At 68.8% G+C, this 19344-nt stretch carries 18 protein-coding genes and 3 pseudogenes; 14 read left to right on the top strand and 7 right to left on the bottom strand.

Annotation, left to right across the window (positions count from 1 at the left end):
- Positions 1-79 precede the first annotated feature (79 nt).
- A complete protein-coding gene (locus BLV25_RS07340; RefSeq protein WP_021075212.1) occupies positions 80-1519 on the bottom strand; it encodes an aldehyde dehydrogenase family protein in 1440 nt (479 codons plus the stop codon).
- A gap of 212 nt (positions 1520-1731) precedes the next feature.
- Complete coding sequence (locus BLV25_RS07335; RefSeq protein ID WP_092731878.1) at positions 1732-2088, bottom strand: winged helix-turn-helix transcriptional regulator; 357 nt, start codon at positions 2086-2088, stop codon at positions 1732-1734.
- A gap of 175 nt (positions 2089-2263) precedes the next feature.
- Between BLV25_RS07335 and BLV25_RS07330 the strand changes: the two genes are divergently transcribed.
- Positions 2264-3148, top strand: a complete 885-nt coding sequence (locus tag BLV25_RS07330; RefSeq protein ID WP_092732457.1) for a VOC family protein — start codon at positions 2264-2266, stop codon at positions 3146-3148.
- A gap of 48 nt (positions 3149-3196) precedes the next feature.
- Here BLV25_RS07330 and BLV25_RS17325 read toward each other — a convergent pair whose 3' ends face one another.
- Positions 3197-3823: a hypothetical protein gene (locus BLV25_RS17325; protein WP_176819450.1), complete on the bottom strand. Its 627-nt coding sequence runs from the start codon at positions 3821-3823 to the stop codon at positions 3197-3199.
- A gap of 106 nt (positions 3824-3929) precedes the next feature.
- Here BLV25_RS17325 and BLV25_RS07320 point away from each other — a divergent pair, with 106 nt between their 5' ends.
- The 5 genes and pseudogenes from BLV25_RS07320 to BLV25_RS07305 all read left to right on the top strand — a co-directional run bounded on the left by BLV25_RS07320 (position 3930) and on the right by BLV25_RS07305 (position 8877).
- Complete coding sequence (locus BLV25_RS07320; protein WP_092731875.1) at positions 3930-5156, top strand: inorganic phosphate transporter; 1227 nt, start codon at positions 3930-3932, stop codon at positions 5154-5156.
- Between the two features lie 85 nt (positions 5157-5241).
- Positions 5242-6309 (top strand): annotated as a pseudogene (locus BLV25_RS07315) (replication factor C small subunit); the annotation flags it as partial.
- A 77-nt stretch (positions 6310-6386) separates the two neighbouring features.
- Complete coding sequence (locus BLV25_RS07310; RefSeq protein WP_021075218.1) at positions 6387-6917, top strand: metallophosphoesterase; 531 nt, start codon at positions 6387-6389, stop codon at positions 6915-6917.
- A gap of 632 nt (positions 6918-7549) precedes the next feature.
- Complete coding sequence (locus BLV25_RS17825) at positions 7550-7678, top strand: DUF7859 family protein (RefSeq protein ID WP_021075219.1); 129 nt, start codon at positions 7550-7552, stop codon at positions 7676-7678.
- A gap of 2 nt (positions 7679-7680) precedes the next feature.
- Positions 7681-8877: an inorganic phosphate transporter gene (locus tag BLV25_RS07305; RefSeq protein ID WP_021075220.1), complete on the top strand. Its 1197-nt coding sequence runs from the start codon at positions 7681-7683 to the stop codon at positions 8875-8877.
- A 57-nt stretch (positions 8878-8934) separates the two neighbouring features.
- Here BLV25_RS07305 and BLV25_RS07300 read toward each other — a convergent pair whose 3' ends face one another.
- Positions 8935-10329: a hemolysin family protein gene (locus tag BLV25_RS07300; RefSeq protein ID WP_021075221.1), complete on the bottom strand. Its 1395-nt coding sequence runs from the start codon at positions 10327-10329 to the stop codon at positions 8935-8937.
- 230 nt (positions 10330-10559) lie between these two features.
- Here BLV25_RS07300 and BLV25_RS07295 point away from each other — a divergent pair, with 230 nt between their 5' ends.
- The 3 genes from BLV25_RS07295 to BLV25_RS07285 all read left to right on the top strand — a co-directional run bounded on the left by BLV25_RS07295 (position 10560) and on the right by BLV25_RS07285 (position 12076).
- Positions 10560-10826 carry a glutaredoxin family protein gene (locus BLV25_RS07295; RefSeq protein ID WP_021075222.1) on the top strand — a complete coding sequence of 89 codons (267 nt, stop codon included), beginning with the start codon at positions 10560-10562 and terminating at the stop codon, positions 10824-10826.
- A gap of 1 nt (position 10827) precedes the next feature.
- On the top strand, positions 10828-11340 hold the full coding sequence (locus tag BLV25_RS07290; protein ID WP_092731872.1) for a redoxin domain-containing protein: 513 nt from the start codon (positions 10828-10830) through the stop codon (positions 11338-11340).
- 163 nt (positions 11341-11503) lie between these two features.
- On the top strand, positions 11504-12076 hold the full coding sequence (locus BLV25_RS07285; protein WP_092732454.1) for an L-threonylcarbamoyladenylate synthase: 573 nt from the start codon (positions 11504-11506) through the stop codon (positions 12074-12076).
- Between the two features lie 37 nt (positions 12077-12113).
- Here the strand turns inward: BLV25_RS07285 and BLV25_RS07280 are convergent, their stop codons facing one another.
- Both BLV25_RS07280 and BLV25_RS07275 read right to left on the bottom strand, forming a co-directional pair.
- Positions 12114-12878, bottom strand: a complete 765-nt coding sequence (locus tag BLV25_RS07280) for a CRISPR-associated protein Cas4 (protein WP_092732451.1) — start codon at positions 12876-12878, stop codon at positions 12114-12116.
- A 240-nt stretch (positions 12879-13118) separates the two neighbouring features.
- Positions 13119-13811, bottom strand: coding sequence for a hypothetical protein (locus BLV25_RS07275; RefSeq protein ID WP_092731869.1), 693 nt, complete (start codon positions 13809-13811; stop codon positions 13119-13121).
- Positions 13812-13985: 174 nt separating this feature from the next.
- Between BLV25_RS07275 and BLV25_RS07270 the strand changes: the two are divergent.
- From BLV25_RS07270 to BLV25_RS07255, 4 genes and pseudogenes are all read left to right on the top strand, one after another.
- Positions 13986-14156: pseudogene (locus BLV25_RS07270) on the top strand (ribbon-helix-helix domain-containing protein); the annotation flags it as partial.
- Positions 14157-14292: 136 nt separating this feature from the next.
- Positions 14293-15012 (top strand): queuosine precursor transporter, encoded by a 720-nt coding sequence (locus tag BLV25_RS07265; protein ID WP_092731866.1) that lies wholly within the window; start codon positions 14293-14295, stop codon positions 15010-15012.
- Between the two features lie 100 nt (positions 15013-15112).
- Positions 15113-15472, top strand: a complete 360-nt coding sequence (locus BLV25_RS07260; protein WP_021075229.1) for a thiol-disulfide oxidoreductase DCC family protein — start codon at positions 15113-15115, stop codon at positions 15470-15472.
- Positions 15473-15531: 59 nt separating this feature from the next.
- Positions 15532-16575 (top strand): threonine aldolase family protein, encoded by a 1044-nt coding sequence (locus tag BLV25_RS07255; RefSeq protein WP_092731863.1) that lies wholly within the window; start codon positions 15532-15534, stop codon positions 16573-16575.
- A gap of 83 nt (positions 16576-16658) precedes the next feature.
- Here BLV25_RS07255 and BLV25_RS07250 read toward each other — a convergent pair whose 3' ends face one another.
- Positions 16659-18935, bottom strand: a complete 2277-nt coding sequence (locus BLV25_RS07250; protein ID WP_092731860.1) for a (Fe-S)-binding protein — start codon at positions 18933-18935, stop codon at positions 16659-16661.
- A 101-nt stretch (positions 18936-19036) separates the two neighbouring features.
- On the opposite strand from BLV25_RS07250, the pseudogene BLV25_RS07245 reads away from it, so the two are divergent.
- Positions 19037-19344 (top strand): annotated as a pseudogene (locus BLV25_RS07245) (IS6 family transposase); the annotation flags it as partial.

Raw genomic sequence — 19344 nt, 5'->3', positions numbered from 1 at the left:
CCTGATCGGGCCCGGATCGGGTTGAACAGATCGGTTCCCGCGGCGACGGACCGCAGCGACGAACCGCGGCAAATGGACCCTACTCGTCGAGGTTGACCGAGATGCTCTTCGTCTGGAGATACGAATCGAGGGCTTCGAATCCCTTCTCACGGCCGATCCCGCTTTTGGCCATTCCGCCGAACGGGGTTTCGACGGACCCGCCGAACCACTCGTTCACGTAGACGCTTCCCGCATCGACGTCTCGGGCGACGTTCAACGCCCGTTTGACGTCCCGGGAGAAGACGCCACCGGCGAGTCCGAACTCCACGTCGTTCGCGATCTCGACCGCCTCCTCGCGGTCGGAGAAGGGAATCACCGCAAGAACCGGCCCAAAGATCTCCTCCTGGGCGATCCGCATATCGTTCTCGACGTCCGAAAACACCGTCGGCCGGAGGAAATGGCCGTCGCGGTCGAGCGGTTCGCCGCCGGTTTCGAGCGTCGCCCCCTCCTCCAGACCGACGTCGACGTATTCCAGGACGGACTCGAAGTGCTCGGCGTGGTTGAGCGGCCCCATATCGGGATCGTCCTGCCCGGGGCCGAGCGTGTACGACTCCGCTCGGTCGACGATGCGGTCGATGAACTCGTCGTAGACCGATTCGTGAACGATCGCCCTGTCGGCCGCCGAACAGATCTGGCCGGCGTTCGTGAAGATGCCCGTCGCGATCCAGCGCGCGGCGTCGTCGAGATCGGCGTCGGACAGCACGACGGCGGGGTTCTTTCCCCCCAACTCGAGCGTGACCGGCGTGATCGTCTCCGCGGCGGAGCGCATTACCGCTTCGCCGGTCGGGACGCTCCCGGTGAAGGTGAGCTGATCGACGTCCTCGTGCGAGGAAAGCGCCGCTCCCGGTTCCGCTCCTCCGGTGACGACGTTCACGACGCCGTCCGGAACGCCGGCGTCGGAACAGATCTCGGCCAGGGACAGCGCCGAAAGCGGCGTCGTCGGCGCGGGCTTCACCACGACCGTGTTCCCGGCGACTAACGCCGGGGCCAGCCCACGGGCAGTGATGCTCAACGGGAAGTTCCACGGAATGATCTGGCCGCTGACCCCGTACGGTTCCCGCGTGGTGAGGTTGAGGCTCCCCTCCTCGAGCGGGATGCTGTCGCCCTCGAGCTTGTCGGCGGCGCCCGCGTAGTACTCGAAGTATCGAGCGGCGGCCGCAACGTCGTCGCGAGCCTGTGCGAGCGGTTTCCCCTGGTCGCGACTCTCGATGGCCGCCAGTTCGTCCGCGGCGTCTCGAATGCGGTCCGCGACGGCGTGGACGATCCGACTCCGTTCGGCGGGTGATTTCGAGCGCCAGGCCGGGACCGACTCCCGGGCCGCGGTCACCGCGCGGTCGACGTCCTCGGCCGTTGCCGCGGCAACCGTCGTGATCTCGGTTTCCGTCGCAGGGTCGATCGTCGCGAACCGTTCGTCGGTCGACGCGGTCGTCCAGTCGCCGTCGATGAACAGGTCCCGTCCAGTGGTCTCGAGTACGGACATTGGCTGTGTTAATGACACTACATTATAAATATCTTCGGCAGGATGAAATGATATCCAATTCATAAACGCGTATAAATAGGGCGAAAACACTGGGGAAGTGACTGAAAACGGTTACCTCACAGCTCCGAGACCGCCCGTCAGTGGCGAGACTCCCGCCACAGAGAGGACTCGTACCGCACGAAGGATCCACCGCGTGGATGCGGCGGCGGACGTCACTCCAGCCAGTTCGTTCCCCACTCGTCCAGGGCGTCGAACACGGGGCAGAGTTCGCTCCCCTTCTCGGTCAGCGCGTAGTAGCTGGCGACCGGCGACTCCAGCTCCTTGCGGTTGTCGAGGAAGCCGTCGGCCTCCAGATCCTCGAGGACGCGGGACAGCGTGTACGAGCTCGCTCCCGTCGACCGCTTGAGTTCGTTGAACCGCTTCTCGCCCTCCCGGAGGTCGTTGAGGACGACGAGCTTCCACTTCGACCCCACCGCTTCGACCGCTCCAACGACGTTACAGACGTCCGCATTGCGCCGCTCGACGTCGGACTGCGTCTCGCCGTCCGTTTCCGGTGGTTGGGTCGTCATAACCTGGTCACACATTTATAACCGTATCTATAAGTCAGTTTGGTTCCAAACTAGGTAACGTAATGGAACTACAGAACGCGACGGTGCCCGGACTCGGTGCCGCCGGGACGAGCGATCGACGATGGGATCGGAGGGAGACGTAGTGCCATCGGAGGGAAACGGAGCGTCACCGGAGATGGACGAGGTCCCCTCGGAGGGAGACGGATTGCCCCCGGAAACGCGCATCGGACGAACCGCGCTCACGGTGTCGGATCTCCCGGAGATGGCCGACTTCTATCGGGACGTCGTCGGGCTCTCCGTGCTCGGTCGTTCCGACGCGACGGCGGTCCTCGGCGTCGAGGGGACTCCGCTGCTCGTGCTGGAGCACGACCCGGAAGCGCCCACTCGACGCCGGTCGGGGGCGGGGCTCTTCCACAACGCGTTCAGGGTCCCCTCGCGCGGCGCGTTGGGCGACGCGTTAGCCCGCGTGCAGGAGCGCTGGCAGCTCGGCGGCGCGTCGGACCACGGGGTGAGCGAGGCGCTGTACCTCACCGACCCGGAAGGCAACGGGATCGAGATCTATCGGGATTACCCACGGGAGGAGTGGCCCCGCAGCGACGACGGAACCGTTCGGATGGGCACGTATCCCCTCGATCTCGAGCCGGTGGAAGCCGTCGCCGCGGGCGACTCGAAGCTCCCGACCGGAACGGACGTCGGACACGTCCACCTCGAGGTCTCCTCGCTTGCGACGTTCCGGGACTTCTACGTGGACCGGGTCGGGTTCGAGACGCAAACCGCCATGCCGGCCGCGCTCTTCGTCGCCGCCGGCGGCTACCACCACCATCTGGGCGCGAACACGTGGAACCACCGGTCCGGACCGGCCGAGGGAAGGGGGGTGTCGTGGTTCGAGGTGGTGCTCCCCGACGGGGCGGCGCTCGAAGCGCTCGAGGGGCGGCTCGCGGACGGCGAGCATGCCGTCACCGAGGTCGACGATGGCGTCTCCGTCACGGGACCGGACGGGATCGAGGTGCGGTTCCGCGTCGGGACGTCGCATCCTATTCTATCCGGATCGTACTTATAAATACGCGCTGCATTGGCGGTATTCCGCTTATAAACCAAAGTTGAGACGCTACCCGGACTCGGCGGCCGACCCGTTCTCGGAGCGCAGCCGATCGGCGAGCTCCGCAGCGAGGTCGGCGTCGATCTCGCGGACCCGATCGACGAGCTCGGACTCGACGTCCTCGGACACGCGCGTCTCGACCTCCTCGGCCACTTGCTGTTCGGCCTCCTCGGCCACTTGCTGTTCGGCCTCCTCGGCGACGCGATCCTCCGCTTCCTCGGCCACCCGTTCCTCTACTTCCGCCGCAACACGGTCCTCTGCCTCCTCGGCTACGCGCTCCTCGACTTCCTCGGCGACGCGGTCCTCCGCTTCCTGAGCCACACGTTCCTCAACTTCCTCGGCAACGCGGTCTTCGGCCTCCTCGGCCACGCGATCCTCGACTTCCTCCGCGACACGCTCTTCGGCTTCCTCCGCGACGCGGTCCTCCGCCTTCTCGGCCACCTGTTCCTCGAGGACGCGCTCGTAGACGGTCATGTTCTCCCAGACGCGCAGGACGTATCCGAAGACGAGCCCGCCGGAAAAGGCGGCCACCCGTGCGTCCATCCCGGCGACCATCAGGTAGCCGAAGCCGGCGAGGAAGGCGACGCCGTAGACGATGTCGATGTAGAACTGGGTCTGTCGGCCACGCAGTTGCATCGACCGGGGGGTACGGCCCCGATCGTCCAAACGTTTTCGCCGGCGGGCGCGACGAATTCCTTTATAGGCGATCGACGCCTCACGGCCGATCGGGAGGGGGATCTCGATGGCGACGCTGGATCCGCTGTTCGTCGGCGGCGTGGTGCTGGCCTGTTTCGTCGCGTACAACGTCGGCGGCTCGACGACCGGGCCGGCGTTCGGGCCCGCGGTCGGCGCAGGCGTGATCGGGCGGATCACGGCCGGGCTACTGATGAGCGGCTGCTTCTTCCTCGGCGCGTGGACGATCGGCCGTCGAGTCGTCGAGACGCTCGGAACGGACCTCCTTCGGGATCCCGGCGCGTTCACGCCCGAGGTGAGCGTCCTCGTGTTGGGCTTCATCGGCGGGGCGCTGTTCCTCGGCAACCTCACCGGCACGCCGGCCTCGACGTCGATGACCGCCGTCGGCGCGATCGCGGGCTTCGGCCTGGCCGCCGACCAACTCGCGTGGGCGGTCGTGGGCGAGATCCTGCTGTGGTGGATCGTCGCGCCGGTGGCCGGGTTCTGGCTCTCGGTCGTGGTGGGACGATACTACTACACCCGGATCGAGCACGCGATCGCGATCGAGGACTCCGAGGGACCGCTCGTCACCCTCGACCGGCGCGGCCACGTTCCGCGGCCGGTTCCGGGCCCGAACACGACGCGCCGGGAGCTGGTCGGCAGCACCGCGGTCGTCGCGATCGGCTGTCTGATGGCGTTCAGCTCGGGGACGAGCAACATCGCCAACGCGATCGCGCCGCTGGTCGGCAGCGGCGCCATCGGGATGGAGTCCGGGATCCTGGTCGGCTCGGCCGCCGTCGCCGTCGGCGCGCTCACCATCGCCCGACGGACGATGGACACGCTGGGCAACGACATCACCGACCTCCCCCTGACCGCCGCGCTCGTGGTGGCCGTGATCAGCTCGACGATCGTGGTCGGCCTCTCCGCGCTCGGGGTGCCGGCGAGCTTCGTCGTCATCGCGACGACCTCGATCGTCGGGCTCGGCTGGGGCCGCGCCAGCCGGACGTTCACCGTCGCCGAGGCGGTCGCCGGGGAGGCCACGACGAGCGTCTCGGTCGGCGGCCTCCGCGCCGACGAGACGTCGCCGACGGTCGGCGATCCGGCGGCCGCCGCGGACCGGCCGGACACGGCCGCGATCGGCGACGCCGACGCCGGGGACGTCCCGGCGGCCGCCGACCTGTTCGACCCCGAGACGTCGGTCCGAGTCGTCGTGATCCAGAACGTCGTCCCCGTGCTCGCGACCGCCGGATCGTTCCTGACGTTCACCGTTCTGTCGGGCGGTTGGCTACCGATCTGAGGGCAGTAGTAGAAACGATCGATCAGGCCGCCAGCCGAGCCGGCGTCTCGGTTCGTTTATGACCCTGCCGGCGGTGGTCCATCGTATGAGCGAGCCCGAGGAGCCGACGGACGCCGAGGCCGGGGCGTCGGACACGGATGCTGAGGCGGGGACGTCGGACACCGATACCGAGACAGGAACGTCGGACGCGGACGCCGCGACCGCGACCGGCCGGGAGATCTGGATCGAGAAGTATCGACCGCAGACCCTCTCGGACATCCACGGCCACGAGGACATCGTGGAGCGGCTCGAAAGCTACATCGAGCAGGACGACCTGCCGCACCTGCTTTTTTCAGGCCCAGCAGGTGTTGGAAAAACCACCTCGGCAACGGCGATCGCTCGCGAGATCTACGGCGACGACTGGCGCGGGAACTTCCTCGAGCTCAACGCCTCCGACCAGCGCGGGATCGACGTGGTCCGGGATCGGATCAAGAACTTCGCGCGCTCGTCGTTCGGCGGGTACGACCACCGGCTAATATTCCTTGATGAGGCCGACTCTCTCACCGATGACGCCCAGTCAGCGCTTCGGCGGACGATGGAGCAGTTCTCCGACAACACCCGGTTCATCCTCTCGTGTAACTACTCCTCGAAGATCATCGATCCGATCCAGTCGCGGTGCGCCGTCTTCCGGTTCTCGCCGCTGTCGGACGAGGCGATCGCGAGCCAGGTCCGGGAGATCGCCGCCGCCGAGGAGATCGAGGTGACCGAGGCGGGCGTCGACGCGCTCGTGTATGCGGCCAACGGCGACATGCGGCGCGCGATCAACTCCCTGCAGGCGGCCGCGACGACCGGCGACGTCGTCGACGAACAGGCCGTCTACGCGATCACCGCGACCGCCAGGCCGGAGGAGATCGAGTCGATGGTCACGGACGCGCTCTCGGGCGACTTCTCGAAGGCGCGCGCGACCCTGGACACGCTGCTCACCGAGACCGGGATGGCCGGCGGCGACGTGATCGACCAGCTCCACCGGTCGGTCTGGGAGTTCGACCTCTCCGAGCGCGAGGCCGTCCGGCTGATGGAGCGGATCGGCGAGGCCGACTACCGGATCTCCGAGGGCGCCAACGAGCAGGTCCAGCTGGAGGCGCTGCTGGCCGCGCTGTCGCTGCCCGAGGACGGAGACGGGACGGCGACGGCGGGGGAGGCGAAACCGGAAAGCCGGGACGCCGGCGACGAGGAGGCCTGAACCCGCCGATGCTCACGGTCGTCTCCGACACCCATAGCACGGACGGCCATCGCCTCACGGGGCGCACGCTGACGGCGGTTCGGGAGGCGGACGTCGTGATCCACGCGGGGGACTTCCACCGCGAGCCGGTCCTCGATGCGTTCGCCGCGGAGGCGGCCACCCTCCGCGCGGTGTCCGGGAACAACGCCGACGCCGCGATCCGCGACCGGTTGCCCGAGGCGCGGACCGTCGAGTACGCCGGCGTCAGGTTCGCGGTGACCCACACCGAACGCGGCGGCCGGACGGCACTCGCGCTGTTCGGCCGCGAGCGTGCGGCCGACGTCGTGGTCTTCGGCCACAGCCATCGGCCGACCGTCGCCGAGGCGGGCGACGTGACGCTCGTCAATCCGGGGAGTCACGCACAACCGCGCGGGAACCGGGCGGCACACGCGGAGTTCGAGTCGGTCGACGGCGACGGCGTCCTCGAGGGACGGCTCGTGACGCCCGAGGGGGACGTCTTCGAGCGGTTTCGGGTTCGCGGGGACTCGGCGCGGGAGTGACGTCCCGAAGGTGACTCCCGACCGGCTCGTCGACGGTCGCGGCCGGATACGCAGGCGTCGCGGCCGGGTACACGTCGCGATCGTCGGCGAACGAGCGAGGCGGAGACGGCGATCTCACGGACCAACACGTCGAGAAGTGACGACACCACGCTCGGCGGTCGGGACGGAGCACGGGTCCGACCGGGCCGGACGATCGGGCGGGTCGGCGGGTGGAGGTGGGTGCGTGGGTGGGGGACGCCGAGTCCGCGTCGGTCCGACCCGACCACGGTATGGGTACGGGGGACGCGTCGTGGACACGACGCGTGATCGGGGGACGTGGCTCGTGGCGTGCTCGCGACGGTGGTGGTTCGTGGGCGTGATCGCGGCGGACGGATCCGACGGCGCGAGAACGCGCCGCGGCGTCACGACCGCGACCGGAGGGCCGAAGCGGGTGTCGCGGGTGAACCAACGGCCGCCGAGGGTATATATCCGCGTTAAGCACAAACGCCGGTTTTAGCTACGTCACTCGGCCTCGTCCCGCGACGGCTCTCCCGGAGTCGCGACGCCCGCGGCCACGAACTGCGACCGCCGTTCTCGGACCGATCGGCGCGTCGAAACGCCTAACACCACGCCGAAAGTAGCCCGGAGCAGATATGGACTCGCCCGATCCGCTGTTCGTCGGCCTGCTGATCGCGTTGGCGGCGTTTTTCCTCTTCGCGTATCTCCTCGTCCGACGAACGCTGTTGAGCCTGCGGAAGGGCTACGAGGACGGACAACGGTAGCGATGGCGCTGGAAACCGCCGCCACGTTCGCCGTCGCGGGACTCGCGAGCCTGTTCATGGCGTGGGCGATCGGCGCGGGGTCGTCGGGATCGACGCCGTTCGCGCCGGCTGTCGGCGCCAACGCCATCTCGGTGATGCGGGCGGGGCTCGTGGTCGGCGTGCTCGGCTTCCTCGGCGCGGTCCTCCAGGGAGCCAACGTCACCGAGGCGGTCGGCACGGAGCTGATCGGCGGCGTCACGCTCAGCGCCGGCGCGGCGATCGTCGCGCTGCTCACGGCCGCCGTGCTCGTCGCGATCGGCGTCTTCACCGGCTATCCGATCGCGACGGCGTTCACGGTCACTGGGGCCGTCGTCGGCGTCGGCCTCGCGATGGGCGGGGCGCCGGCGTGGGCGAAGTACGCCGAGATCGCCACGCTCTGGGTTCTCACCCCGTTCGTCGGCGGCGGAAGCGCGTACGTCGCCGCACGCGCGCTCCAGAGCGACCGGGGCTCCGAACGGGCCCTGACCGCGGTCCTCGCCGGGATCGTGGGCGTCATCCTCGGCAACATCGGGTTCGCGTTCCTCGGCCCCGCGGACGAGCAGGGATCGATCGCGGGGACGGTCGGTTCCGGGCTCCCGGTCGGAGCGTGGTTCGGGATCGACCTCGGCCCGGTTCTGTTGACGCTCGCGTGTGCCACGGTCGTCGGAACCGCCGTCTATCTCGACATCGGTCGCGACCGGGACGGCGGCCAGCGGCGGTTCCTGTTGGCGCTCGGCGGACTCGTTGCGTTCTCCGCCGGCGGGTCCCAGGTCGGCCTGGCGATCGGGCCGCTGGTCCCGCTGCTCGACGACGCCGCGGTTCCCCTGTGGGCGGTCCTCGTCGGCGGGGGAACCGGGCTGTTGATCGGGTCCTGGACCGGCGCGCCGCGGATGATCAAGGCGATCGCCCAGGACTACGCGTCGATGGGGCCGCGGCGGTCGATCGCGGCACTCATTCCGTCGTTCGCCATCGCACAGACCGCGGTCGCGTTCGGGATCCCCGTCTCGTTCAACGAGATCATCGTCTCGGCGATCGTCGGGGCCGGCTACGCGGCCGGCGGGGCCGGCGTCAGCAGGCGAAAGATGGGATACACCGTGTTGGCGTGGGTCGGGTCGCTTTCGGTCTCGTTGGGGGTCGGCTTCGGCGCGTACTGGCTGCTGGCGACGGTCGGCGTGGTCTGACAGCCTCCGCGTGCCCGCCGGGGAGCGGGAAACGCGACCGGTCCGCCCGTCAGTTCGTCAGCTCGCGTCGGATTCGGGCGTCTGATCGACCGCGGCGTCCTCCTCGACGTCGGCTTCGGCGACCGTCTCGGACCCGTACTCGTCGGTGACGGTCACGCGGGCCTTCATGATCCGGGTGTTGTCGACGCGCTCGATCCGGATGTCGATCCCGTCGTAGGCGATCGACTCCCCCTCCTCGACGAGCCGGCCGGCGCGGTTGAACACGAAGCCGGCAAGCGTCTCGAACTCCTGGCCCTCCGGGAGGTCGATCCCGAGGATCTCGTTGACCTCGTCGATGTTGACCTCGCCCTGGACCATCGCGACGTTCTCCTCGATGAACTCGATCGGCTCGGGCTCGTCGCCCTCCAGGATGTCGCCGACGATCTCCTCGACCATGTCCTCGAGGGTGATGATCCCCTCGGTCGTGCCGAACTCGTCGATGACGATGACCATCTGGAGCCGGTTGTCCTGCATCTCCTCGAGGAGCTCGTCCGCGTTCTTCGACTCGGGCACGTGCAGCGTCGGCTTCACGACGCGCTCCAGGGAGGGCTCGCCCTCGGCGTACCGGAGCTCGCGGACGAGGTCCCGAACGGTGACGACGCCGACGATGTTGTCGAGGTTCCCCTCGTAGATCGGGACGCGTTCGTGATCGGACTGGACGCACGTCTGGATCGCCTCCTCGACGCTTGCCGACTTCGGGACGGCGGTGACGTCGAGCCGCGGCGTCATCACCTCCTTGGCGATCGTGTTGTTGAACCGGAAGATGCGGTCGAGCATCTCGCGTTCGTCCTCCTCAATGACGCCCTCGCGCTCGCCGGTCTGGATGATGTTCTGGATCTCCTCGCGGGTGACGTACGTCGACTCGATCGCCGCGCGACCGCCCGTGATCCGGTTGATGGCGCGGGTGAGGTAATCGAAGAGGATCACCAGCGGGAGCAACAGCCACTCGGAGTACTGCAGGGGCCGGGCGATCCGCAGCGACCACGACTCGCTGTGTTCGACCGCGTATGACTTCGGCGCGGTCTCGGCGAACAGCAGCACGACGGCCGTGATCCCGAACGTCGTGGCGACGATCGCCTGTCCCTGCGAGAGGTAGAAGCCGAACATCGACGTGGCGATCGCGGAGGTCGCGATGTTGACGATGTTGTTGCCGACGAGGATCGTCACCAACAGCCGGTGGGGATTCTCGCGGAGCTTCTGGACGGTCCGTGCCCCTCGAACGCCCTCCTCGACGAGGTTGTCGACGCGATGTTTCGGCAGCGAGAACATCGCGATCTCCGAGGAGGAGAAGAAGGCGGACAGTCCCAGGAGCACGACGATCGCGAGGGACCCGATGATCGTCCACGTGGTCGTGCTGACCGACTCGATCTGGAGGAGCCCGACGGCCAGCGGCGTGTTCGGCGACAAGCCCATTCTCGTTACACCTGTGGGTGGCAACGGTTAAATGATTACGTCTGACGTCCGGTTCGCCGGAATCGGATGGGCGGGCGAGCCGGCAGGATCGGATGGTCGGGGCCGGATGGCCGGGGCCGGGTCGTCACGATCGGATCGCCAGGATCGAGCGAGGCAACCGGGCTCCGCGGACGGACCGTCGGCGATCCGAGGGCGACACGGTTACCCCTCCGGCGTCCCTATCGGAGGGTATGCCCGACGAGACGACCGACATCACGCTGTATCGGCTGCAGGCGTGCCCGTACTGTGAGCGGGTCGTCCGTACCCTCGACGAGCTCGGCCTGTCGTACCGCTCGCGGTTCATCGAGCCGATGCATTCGGAACGCGACGTGGTCAAGCGCGTCTCCGGCGCGCGAACCGTCCCCGCGATCGTCGACGAGGCCACGGGCGTGACGATGTCCGAGAGCGCGAACATCGTCGAGTACCTCGAGGCGACTTACGGCGAGGGAGGTGCCTGAGATGGTCGAGTTCGACGTCGTGGAGCTGCCGGAGACCGACCACGTCTCGGTCGGCGAGACCGCACCGGACTTCACCCGCCCGCTCGTCAATTCGGAGTTCTGGGAGGACCGCTCGCTGTCGAGCCTCCTCGCTGACGGCCCGGTCCTGCTCGTCGCCTACCCGATGGACGGCGCCTTCCCGGCGACGTACATCTGGAAGGAGATCGCCGACCGCGGCTGGACCGACGCGATCGACGTCGTCGGGATCGGGATCTCGACGCCCTACGAGCACGGAACGCTGCTTTCGGAGCGGGACGTCGATGCCCGGCTGTTCTCCGATCCCGGCGCGTCGGTTCTCGAGGAGTACGGAGTCACGAACGACCTCGACGGGATGGCGGGGATCGTCGACGCCAGGCCCGCCGTCTTCGCGATCGACGAGGACCGAACCGTCCGCTACGCGTGGGTGGCCGACGAGCATCCCGAGTTCCCGCCCTACGACGCGGTCGGCGAGGCGATCGACGACCTGACCGCCTGAGACAGCCATGGACGACCAGCCACGAACGACGGACGGGGGAGCGGCGGATCGGGGTAGCGGGACGGATCGGGGTGACGGGACGGGGGACCACGAGGCCCTCCCGGCGGACCGTGAGGGTCCCCCAACGGCCCGCGAGGATGTCCCGGCGGACGTCCGGTCGGCGATCGACCGCGCGGCCGCTGCGGTCGCGGACGGGGATCTCGTGGTGTATCCCACGGAGACGGTCTACGGGCTCGGCGCCGACGCGCTCGACCCGGACGCCGTCGAGCGCGTCTTCGAGGCGAAGGGTCGCGACCGGTCGAAGCCGCTCTCGTTCGGCGTCGGCAGCGTCGAGGCGGCGCTGGAACACACGCGGCCGACCGAGCTGGAGGCGGCCTGTCTCCGCGAGTTTCTCCCCGGCCCGGTCACCGTGATCGTCGAGCGAGGGGCGACCGTCCCGGACGTGCTCACCGCCGGCCGCGACCGAGTCGGGATCCGGATCCCCGACCACCCGATCGCGCTCGCGTTGTGTGACGCGGCCGGGCCGATCACCGCCACGAGCGCGAACCGATCGGGAACGGGCAGCGTTCGCCGGCTCGAGGAGCTCGGGCCGGAGATCCGTGACGCCGCGGCGGTCCTGATCGACGGCGGCGAGACGCCGGGGACCGAAAGCACCGTGGTCGAACCCGAGACGGGGACGATCCACCGGCGCGGCGCCAACGCGGACGCGATCGCGGCGTGGCTCGAGGACCGATAGCGGAACGATCGATATCGGGAACTCCGTCGGTCCGTCGCTACAATCCCAGCCGGGAACGCAGCGACCGCGTCTCGGTGCCGCACCGGTCCCGATACTCGCAGGGCGGACACCGGTCGTCCGAGACCCGCGGCGGCGGCCCGTCGATCCCGCGGGCGGTCCGCAGGGCGCGTCGGTAGGCGGCCGTCGTCCGGACCGTCAGCGAAACCTCACGAACGACGCCGACCGCCGGATACTCGACGAGAACGCGGGGGATCTCCCGCTCCCGTTCCCAGGCGAGCGCCTTGGCGATCGCGACCGCGCGAACGGTCTGCGGCTCCCAGACGCCCCGTTCCGGGGGCGTTCCGGGCGAGACGAGGCACGGTATCGGCGGATCGCCGGCATCGGCATCGCCGGCGTCATCGACGGACGAGCCGACCTCGTGATCACCGGACTGAGTGACGACGGCCTCATCCCCGGAGAGCACCTTGTGCGCGATCCCGTGACAGGACCGGCCGACCAGGAACGCCCGCGTCCGGTCCGGGTTCGCGAGCGACCGCCACGGAACGCCGAACCGCTCGCGACAGCCGCCATCGCGGAGCGTTCGAAGCCGTTCACGATAGACTGTCGGCGAGGGATCGATCGGACGGTCGGACAGGGCGGCATCGTCCGCCGTGACCAACTCCGGATACCGGAACGCGAGATCGATCCGGGACCGCTGTGCGTCGGGGATCGATCGGTCCGGCTCCCGTCGCGCGTAGTAGAGCTGGCGCGGGCAGTAGGCGGCGCGCGTCAGGTCGCCGAAGGCGACCGATCCCGACGGGATACGGGTCGACCGGTCGGCCGACGACTGCGTGGCCTCGGTCGAGGTCGGATCGACGGCATCGGACGACTGCGTAGCGTCGCTCGTCGGCACCGCGGCCGCGGCATCGGCGACCGTGGTGGCTGGGGGGTCGGTGTCGGGCACGGGCCGTCTGCGGCGTGTTCCGGTATAAACGGTCGGACCCATCGAGCGCTCGGTCGTCCGGTTCGGGCGCTCGGAAGGGGTAAGTTGAACGGAAGTCGCTTAAAAGGAGACGTCGGTCTCGATGTCCTCGGCGGCCTCGCGCAGCCCGTCCTCGCGGGCGTCGGCGGCGAGCGAGCGCTCGATGTCGGCGTCGGTGAGGAGGTCGCGGAACTCGTCGCGGAAGCGGTGATTCGCCCGCATCGAGGCGACGTCGGCCGCGGCGGCGCGGCGGTACCGCCGGACCGTCTCGGGGTCGCTCGACAGCTCGGCGGCCAGCTCCTCGTCCGTGGCGCCCGCGAGGACGAGCCGCTTCAGCTCGTCGTACGCGAACGGCGCCTCGCGGTCGGCGTCGGTGACGAGGTGGAGATCCATTCGCGCGCGGAAGACGTCCCTCCCGTCGACGTCAGTATCCTCGTTGACGTCAGTATCCTCGTCGACGTCAGTACCCTCATCGACGTCAGTGCCCTCGCCGAGATCGATCGACTCGTCGTCGCCGATCGCCGCCGCGATGGCGGCGTCGGCCTCGTCGGTGAAGTGGCCCCGGACGACGCGCTCGTAGGCGGCGTCGGGGAGGGACGTCGAGAAGCCGTACCGGTCGCGCATCGTCGCGATCAGCTCGGCGAGCCGCTCCCCGACCGTCGCGTCGTCGCGGTCGAGCAGGGATCCGCGGTCGGCCGCCTGACCCTCGGTGACCGTCTCCGAGCCGGTCGCGTCGACGAACAGCTCCCGGAGTTCCGCGGTTTTCTCGTCCATAGTGGCGGGAAAACGGGGCAGAGAGCTAAAAACGTGTCCCCGGCGGGACGACCGGATCGAGGTCGGCGCGGAACGACCGGATCGAGGCCGGCGGACGGAGGCGGGTGATAATCCTCAAGCCTTCTTGGAAGAATACTTAACTGCAGGACGCCGAGCGACGGACAGGAACTCAGTATGCCCAAGGTGAGCGTGGACATCCCGGAGGAGCTGTTGAACGACCTCGATCGACACGTCGGCGACGACGGCAAGTTCGTGAACCGCAGCGACGCGGTCCGGGCGTCGATCCGAAAGACGCTGGACCGGCTCGACGAGATCGACGAGCGACACGGGCGGCTCGAGACGGACGCCGACTCGGGGCCCGTTGACGCGAACGCCGACTCGGGGCCCGTTGACGCGAACGCCGGCCCGGAATCCGCGGACGCGAATCCCGGCTCGGAATCCGCCGATTCGAAGGCCGACGGCTCGGGAGACGGGGCGAGCGATGCGTAACTCGGGACCGTCGTCCGGCGTGGCCGGCACGAACGCGGATCCGACCAGCACCGCGGCGATCGGGCAGGTGGGTCTCCTGGCGCTGTTCGTGACCGCGCTCGTGACCGCACAGCTGACCGCCGCGAAGATCCTCGCGATCCCGCTACCGGTCACGCTGCCGGCCGTGGGTCCGGAGATCGCGCTGCCGGGCGCGGCGCTGGCGTACGCGCTCACGTTCTTCGCCTCCGACTGTTACGCCGAGCTGTACGGCCGGCGGGCGGCGCAGGTGATGGTGAACGTCGCGTTCGCGATGAACTTCGTCGTGCTGGCGCTCGTCTGGTCGACGATCGCCGCGCCGGCCGACGACCCGGAGTTCGCCGCGACGTTCGCGGCGGCGCTTGCCCCGGCGACGAACGTCGTGGCCGGCAGCCTGCTGGCGTATCTGGTGAGCCAGAACTGGGACGTGATCGTCTTCCACGCGCTCCGCGACCGGACCGACGGCGCCCACCTCTGGCTGCGCAACCTGGTCTCGACCGCGACGAGCCAGGCGATCGACACGGTGATCTTCGTCGGGGTGGCGTTCGTGTTCGCGCCGACCGTCCTCGGGATCGGGGTCACGCTGCCGACCGCGGTCGTCGTCTCGCTGATCCTCGGGCAGTACCTGCTGAAGCTGTTGATCGCGGTCGTCGACACGCCGTTCGTCTACCTCGTCGTTCGCGCGGTTCGCGGGTGACCGCCGACTCGGCACCCGCGCCCGACTCGGCACCCGCGTCGGCGACGACGGGCTGCTCCCGACCCAAAGCGCCAAACCGAGCCGCGTCCAACCTGCCGGTATGGCGACGCCACGCCTGGTCTACGACGACGATTGTGGCTTCTGTAAGTGGTGCGTCCGGATCGCGTTGCGCCACGGCGAGTTCGAGCCGGTCGGGTTCGCGGAGCTCTCGCCGGACCAGCGCGCACGGCTCCCGGCGGCGTACGAGTCCTGTATGCACCTCCTGACCGACGACGCCGTCTACTCCTGCGGCGAGGCGCTCGAGCGCGTGGTCGCCCGGTTCGGCCCGGGCTGGCGGCGCGCGATGAACGCGGCGCGTCGACTCCCGTTCTGGGAGCGGCTCCGCGAGCGTGGATACCGGTTCGTCGCCGACCGACGTTCGATCTGGGGCCGGATTCGGTCGTGTTCCGACGTCGAGTGAGTCGACGCCGATCGGAGACGAGCCGGCATCGATAAGCCCGTGTACGCGAACCGATCGATATGGAACCGGAACCGGATCTCGACGTCGACCTCCGGTCGGACACGGTGACGCGGCCCTCCGCCGGGATGCGCGAGGCGGCCGCGACCGCCGAGGTCGGCGACGACGTCTACCGCGGGGACCCGACGGTGAACGAGCTCGAGCGTCGCGTCGCCGAGACGCTCGGAACGGAGGCGGCCCTCTACGTTCCGTCGGGGACGATGGGCAACCAGATCGCCGTCCAGGTCCACACGAACCCCGGCGACGAGGTGCTGCTTGAGGCGGAGTCGCACATCTACCGGTGGGAGCTGGGCGGCGCGGCCGCACTCTCGGGGGCCCAGACACGGCCGATCGACGCCGGCGAACGGGGCGTTCCGACGCCGGAACAGATACAATCGGGACTGATCGACCGCGACCTCCACCGTCCCGGAACCGGCCTCCTCACGTTGGAGAACACGCACAACTACCGCGGCGGCAGGGCGATCCCGAAGGCGCGGATCGACGAGGCCGCGGCGGTCGCCCACGACCACGACGTGCCCGTCCACGTCGACGGCGCGCGGCTGTTCAACGCGGCGGTCGCGCTCGACGCCCCCGCGTCCGAACTGGTGGAGACGGTCGACAGCGTGATGGTCTGCCTCTCGAAGGGGCTCGGGGCACCGGTCGGCTCCGTGCTCGCCGGGACGGAACCGTTCATCGAGGAGGCACGCCGCGTCCGCAAGCTGTTCGGCGGGGGGATGCGCCAGGCCGGGCTGATCGCCGCGCCCGGGCTGTGCGCGCTGGAGAACGTCGACCGGCTGGCCGACGACCACGCGAACGCGACCCGGCTGGCGCGCGGGCTCGACGACCTCGATGGGCTGGCGGCGGCCGATCCCGAGACGAACATCGTGGTCGTCGACGTGTCGGGGACGGGACGCACCGCCGCGTCGTTCCTCGAGGCGTGCACGGACGCCGGGATCGGCGGCGTGGAGTTCGCCGAGCACACGGTCCGGTTCACGACGCACCTCGACGTCGACCGCGAGGCCATCGACACGGCGATCGACCGGATCGCGACGATCGTCGAGGCGTAGACGGCTCGACCAAACGGGACGGCTCGGCGAAGAACGGGACGGCTCGGCGAAGAACGGGACGGCTCGGCGAAGAACGGGACGGCTCAGTCCGCCGCGGCCGGACCGCTGCCGTCGGCCGCCTCGTCATCGGCCGCGACCTCGCTCGCGGACGCGTCGGGGAGTTTCCCCGCGGTCTCGAGGGCCTCGAGGAGCAGCTCCGCCACGTCGACGACCTCGATGTCGTCCTCGAAGTTGCCGGTCTTGCGGCCGTCCTCGAACATCGTGGTACACATCGGACAGGCGACGACGAACTTCTCGACGGCGGCGCCGGCGTCGGTGTCCTCGAGCGCCTCGCGGAGCCGCTCCTCGCTGGGTTTCGTCTCCTCGTCGTGTTCCATCCAGAGTCCGCCCCCGCCGCCGCCACAGCAGAACGAATCCGACCGCGAGCGCGGCATCTCCCGCAGGTCGGCGCCGGTGGCGCGGATCAGCTCGCGGGGGGCCTCGTACTCGTCGTTGTACCGGCCGAGGTGACACGGGTCGTGGTAGGTCACCGTGTAGTCGAGCTCGTCGCCCGAGAGCCCGAGGCGGCCGTCGGTCACGAGCTCCTCGACGACCTGCGTCCAGTGTTTCACGTCGATCTCGCCGTCGGCGTTCCACCGCTCGTCGTACTCGAAGGGCATCATCGGGTCGTCCGCGAACTCCTCGAAGTCGAGCTCGGGATACTCGTTTTTCATCGTGTTGTACGAGTGCGGGTCGGTACAGACGATCGTCTCGAACTCGCACTCCTCGAACGTCTCGACGTGGTGGCCGGCCAGCTCGAGGTAGAGGAACTCCTCGCCGATCCGGCGGACGTCGTTGCCGTCGTACTTCTCGTCGTCGAAGAGGATCCCGAACTCGACGTCCGCGTGCTCGAACAGTCGCGCGAGCGCGCGGGCGACCTTTTTATTGCGGTCGTCGTAGCTCGGGTAGTCGCCGACGTACCAGAGGTACTCCACCTCGGTCTCGCGGGCGTCGTCGATCTCGAACTCGAGCTCGTCGGCCCAGTCGCCGCGGGCGTCCGGGGAGTCGCCGAAGGTGTTGCCCGTGCTCATCACGTCCTGGAAGACGTCCTGGAGGTTCGGGTCGAGCGCCCCTTCGTCGGTGAGCTGGCGGTTGAGCCGGGTGAACGAGGTGAGATGCTCGATGTCGACGGGGCAGGCGTCCATACAGGCCATACAGGCCATACACGACTCCATCGACTCCGCGGCGATCACGCCGCCCTCCTCGGCGACGATCGGCACCGTCTCCGCGGTCGCGCTGCCGCCGTCGGCGACCGCGCCGTCGTCCAGCTCGTCGGCTCGGGGCGGGACCGCGTCCGGCGACCGACCGATCACGGGGTCGTCCGCGACGGATTCGCGGTACGCCTTCAGGTCGAGGATCACGTCGCGGGGGTCGAGGTTGCGCCCGGACGCGTTCGCGGGACAGACGGAGGAACACCGGCCGCATTTCGTGCAGGCGTCCTGGTCGAGCAGCTCCTTCCAGGTGAAGTCGTCGAGCGACTCGGCGCTCGTGTGGTCGAGGTCGGCGGGGACGTTCGGCAGGCGTGCGCCGGCCTGCTCGTCGCGAGCCACCACGTTCGCGAACGACGAGAGCATGTGGAACGGCTTGGCGTAGGGGATCCACGCGACGAACGCGAGCGCGAGCAGGGCGTGCTGCCACCAGATGATCGGGTAGATCGCGGCCGCCAGCTCGGGCGTGAGGCCGGCCGCCTCAAGGCCGGTCGCCATCGTGAGGCCGATGAAGCTGACCGATTCGGTCGCCCGATCGGGCTGGCCGATGATCGCGACCGCCTCCGCGATGAAGCCGCCGATCCCGAGCAGGAACAGCGACCAGACGAACGCGTCGTCCTCGAGGGAGGTGTGTTTGCCCCACAGCCGCGCGTTGTGCGTCCAGTAGCGGCGCCACAGCGCCATCCCGACGCCGACGACGAACAGGAGCCCGAACGCGTCGACGACGAACTGGTAGGCCAGGTAGAACTCGCCGGTCCAGAAGGAGTTGCCGGTGAGCGGACCGTACAGGTCCATATCGATGAAGAGGATCGTCGTCGCCATCAGGAGGACGAGAAAGCCCCAGAGGACGAAGGTGTGCATCACCCCCGCATAGCGGTCACGGTCGAACTGTTTGCGGTTGGTCGCCACGATCCGCGTCGCCGCCACGATCCGGCCGGGCAGGTCCGAGAGCCGGTCGACCGAGGCCTCGCGCCCGGCGGCGTACCGGGCGAAGCGCGCGTAGACGCCGTACGCGAGCACGAGGATCGCGACGGTCGCCAGCACGTAGAAGACGGCCTTGCCCGTCGGGGAGATCGTCCAGAACGTCTCGCGGGTCGCCTGCAGCGGGAGCATACTTCAACCGACCGTCGATCGGGTGTTAAATCTTGCCACTATCCGGCGGGGCGGTGTTTAGTTAAGCGTGAAAAGCGAGGCGGTGTGATTTCTTGGTGCCTATGCCAGAAATCGCCCGCCTCACCGGTCGTAGAGACTGGATAGATTTGGATTTTGTGGAGCGCGAGCGGACACCCGAGCCGGCGATGGCGCTCGGTATTCAATCGCACGTTGCGGGGCTCTCGCTGTCGAATACCACCGATCTACTCGAGGATCTGGGTGTCGACCGGAGTCGGAAAGCGATCCACGATTGGGTCCAGAAAGCCGATCTACAGCCAGAATCTGGTCGGTCTCCGAATCAGATCGCGCTCGACGAGACAGTGATTCGGGTTAACGACCAGCAATTCTGGCTGTACGCCGCTGCAGACCC

The sequence above is a fragment of the Halopenitus persicus genome (assembly GCF_900107205.1).
GTDB classification, from domain to species: Archaea; Halobacteriota; Halobacteria; order Halobacteriales; family Haloferacaceae; genus Halopenitus; species Halopenitus persicus.
This window is presented reverse-complemented; position numbering and strand designations above follow the sequence as displayed.

What these genes read in the sequence shown, in the direction of transcription:
- BLV25_RS07255 (WP_092731863.1), top strand. Translation starts at nt 15,532, where the DNA reads ATGGAACCGGAACCGGATCTCGACGTCGACCTCCGGTCGGACACGGTG.
- BLV25_RS07330 (WP_092732457.1), top strand. Translation starts at nt 2,264, where the DNA reads ATGGACGAGGTCCCCTCGGAGGGAGACGGATTGCCCCCGGAAACGCGC.
- BLV25_RS07335 (WP_092731878.1), bottom strand. Translation starts at nt 2,088, where the DNA reads ATGACGACCCAACCACCGGAAACGGACGGCGAGACGCAGTCCGACGTC.
- BLV25_RS07340 (WP_021075212.1), bottom strand. Translation starts at nt 1,519, where the DNA reads ATGTCCGTACTCGAGACCACTGGACGGGACCTGTTCATCGACGGCGAC.
- BLV25_RS07290 (WP_092731872.1), top strand. Translation starts at nt 10,828, where the DNA reads ATGGTCGAGTTCGACGTCGTGGAGCTGCCGGAGACCGACCACGTCTCG.
- BLV25_RS07265 (WP_092731866.1), top strand. Translation starts at nt 14,293, where the DNA reads ATGCGTAACTCGGGACCGTCGTCCGGCGTGGCCGGCACGAACGCGGAT.
- BLV25_RS07260 (WP_021075229.1), top strand. Translation starts at nt 15,113, where the DNA reads ATGGCGACGCCACGCCTGGTCTACGACGACGATTGTGGCTTCTGTAAG.
- BLV25_RS07305 (WP_021075220.1), top strand. Translation starts at nt 7,681, where the DNA reads ATGGCGCTGGAAACCGCCGCCACGTTCGCCGTCGCGGGACTCGCGAGC.
- BLV25_RS07300 (WP_021075221.1), bottom strand. Translation starts at nt 10,329, where the DNA reads ATGGGCTTGTCGCCGAACACGCCGCTGGCCGTCGGGCTCCTCCAGATC.
- BLV25_RS17825 (WP_021075219.1), top strand. Translation starts at nt 7,550, where the DNA reads ATGGACTCGCCCGATCCGCTGTTCGTCGGCCTGCTGATCGCGTTGGCG.
- BLV25_RS17325 (WP_176819450.1), bottom strand. Translation starts at nt 3,823, where the DNA reads ATGCAACTGCGTGGCCGACAGACCCAGTTCTACATCGACATCGTCTAC.
- BLV25_RS07320 (WP_092731875.1), top strand. Translation starts at nt 3,930, where the DNA reads ATGGCGACGCTGGATCCGCTGTTCGTCGGCGGCGTGGTGCTGGCCTGT.
- BLV25_RS07250 (WP_092731860.1), bottom strand. Translation starts at nt 18,935, where the DNA reads ATGCTCCCGCTGCAGGCGACCCGCGAGACGTTCTGGACGATCTCCCCG.
- BLV25_RS07295 (WP_021075222.1), top strand. Translation starts at nt 10,560, where the DNA reads ATGCCCGACGAGACGACCGACATCACGCTGTATCGGCTGCAGGCGTGC.
- BLV25_RS07275 (WP_092731869.1), bottom strand. Translation starts at nt 13,811, where the DNA reads ATGGACGAGAAAACCGCGGAACTCCGGGAGCTGTTCGTCGACGCGACC.
- BLV25_RS07310 (WP_021075218.1), top strand. Translation starts at nt 6,387, where the DNA reads ATGCTCACGGTCGTCTCCGACACCCATAGCACGGACGGCCATCGCCTC.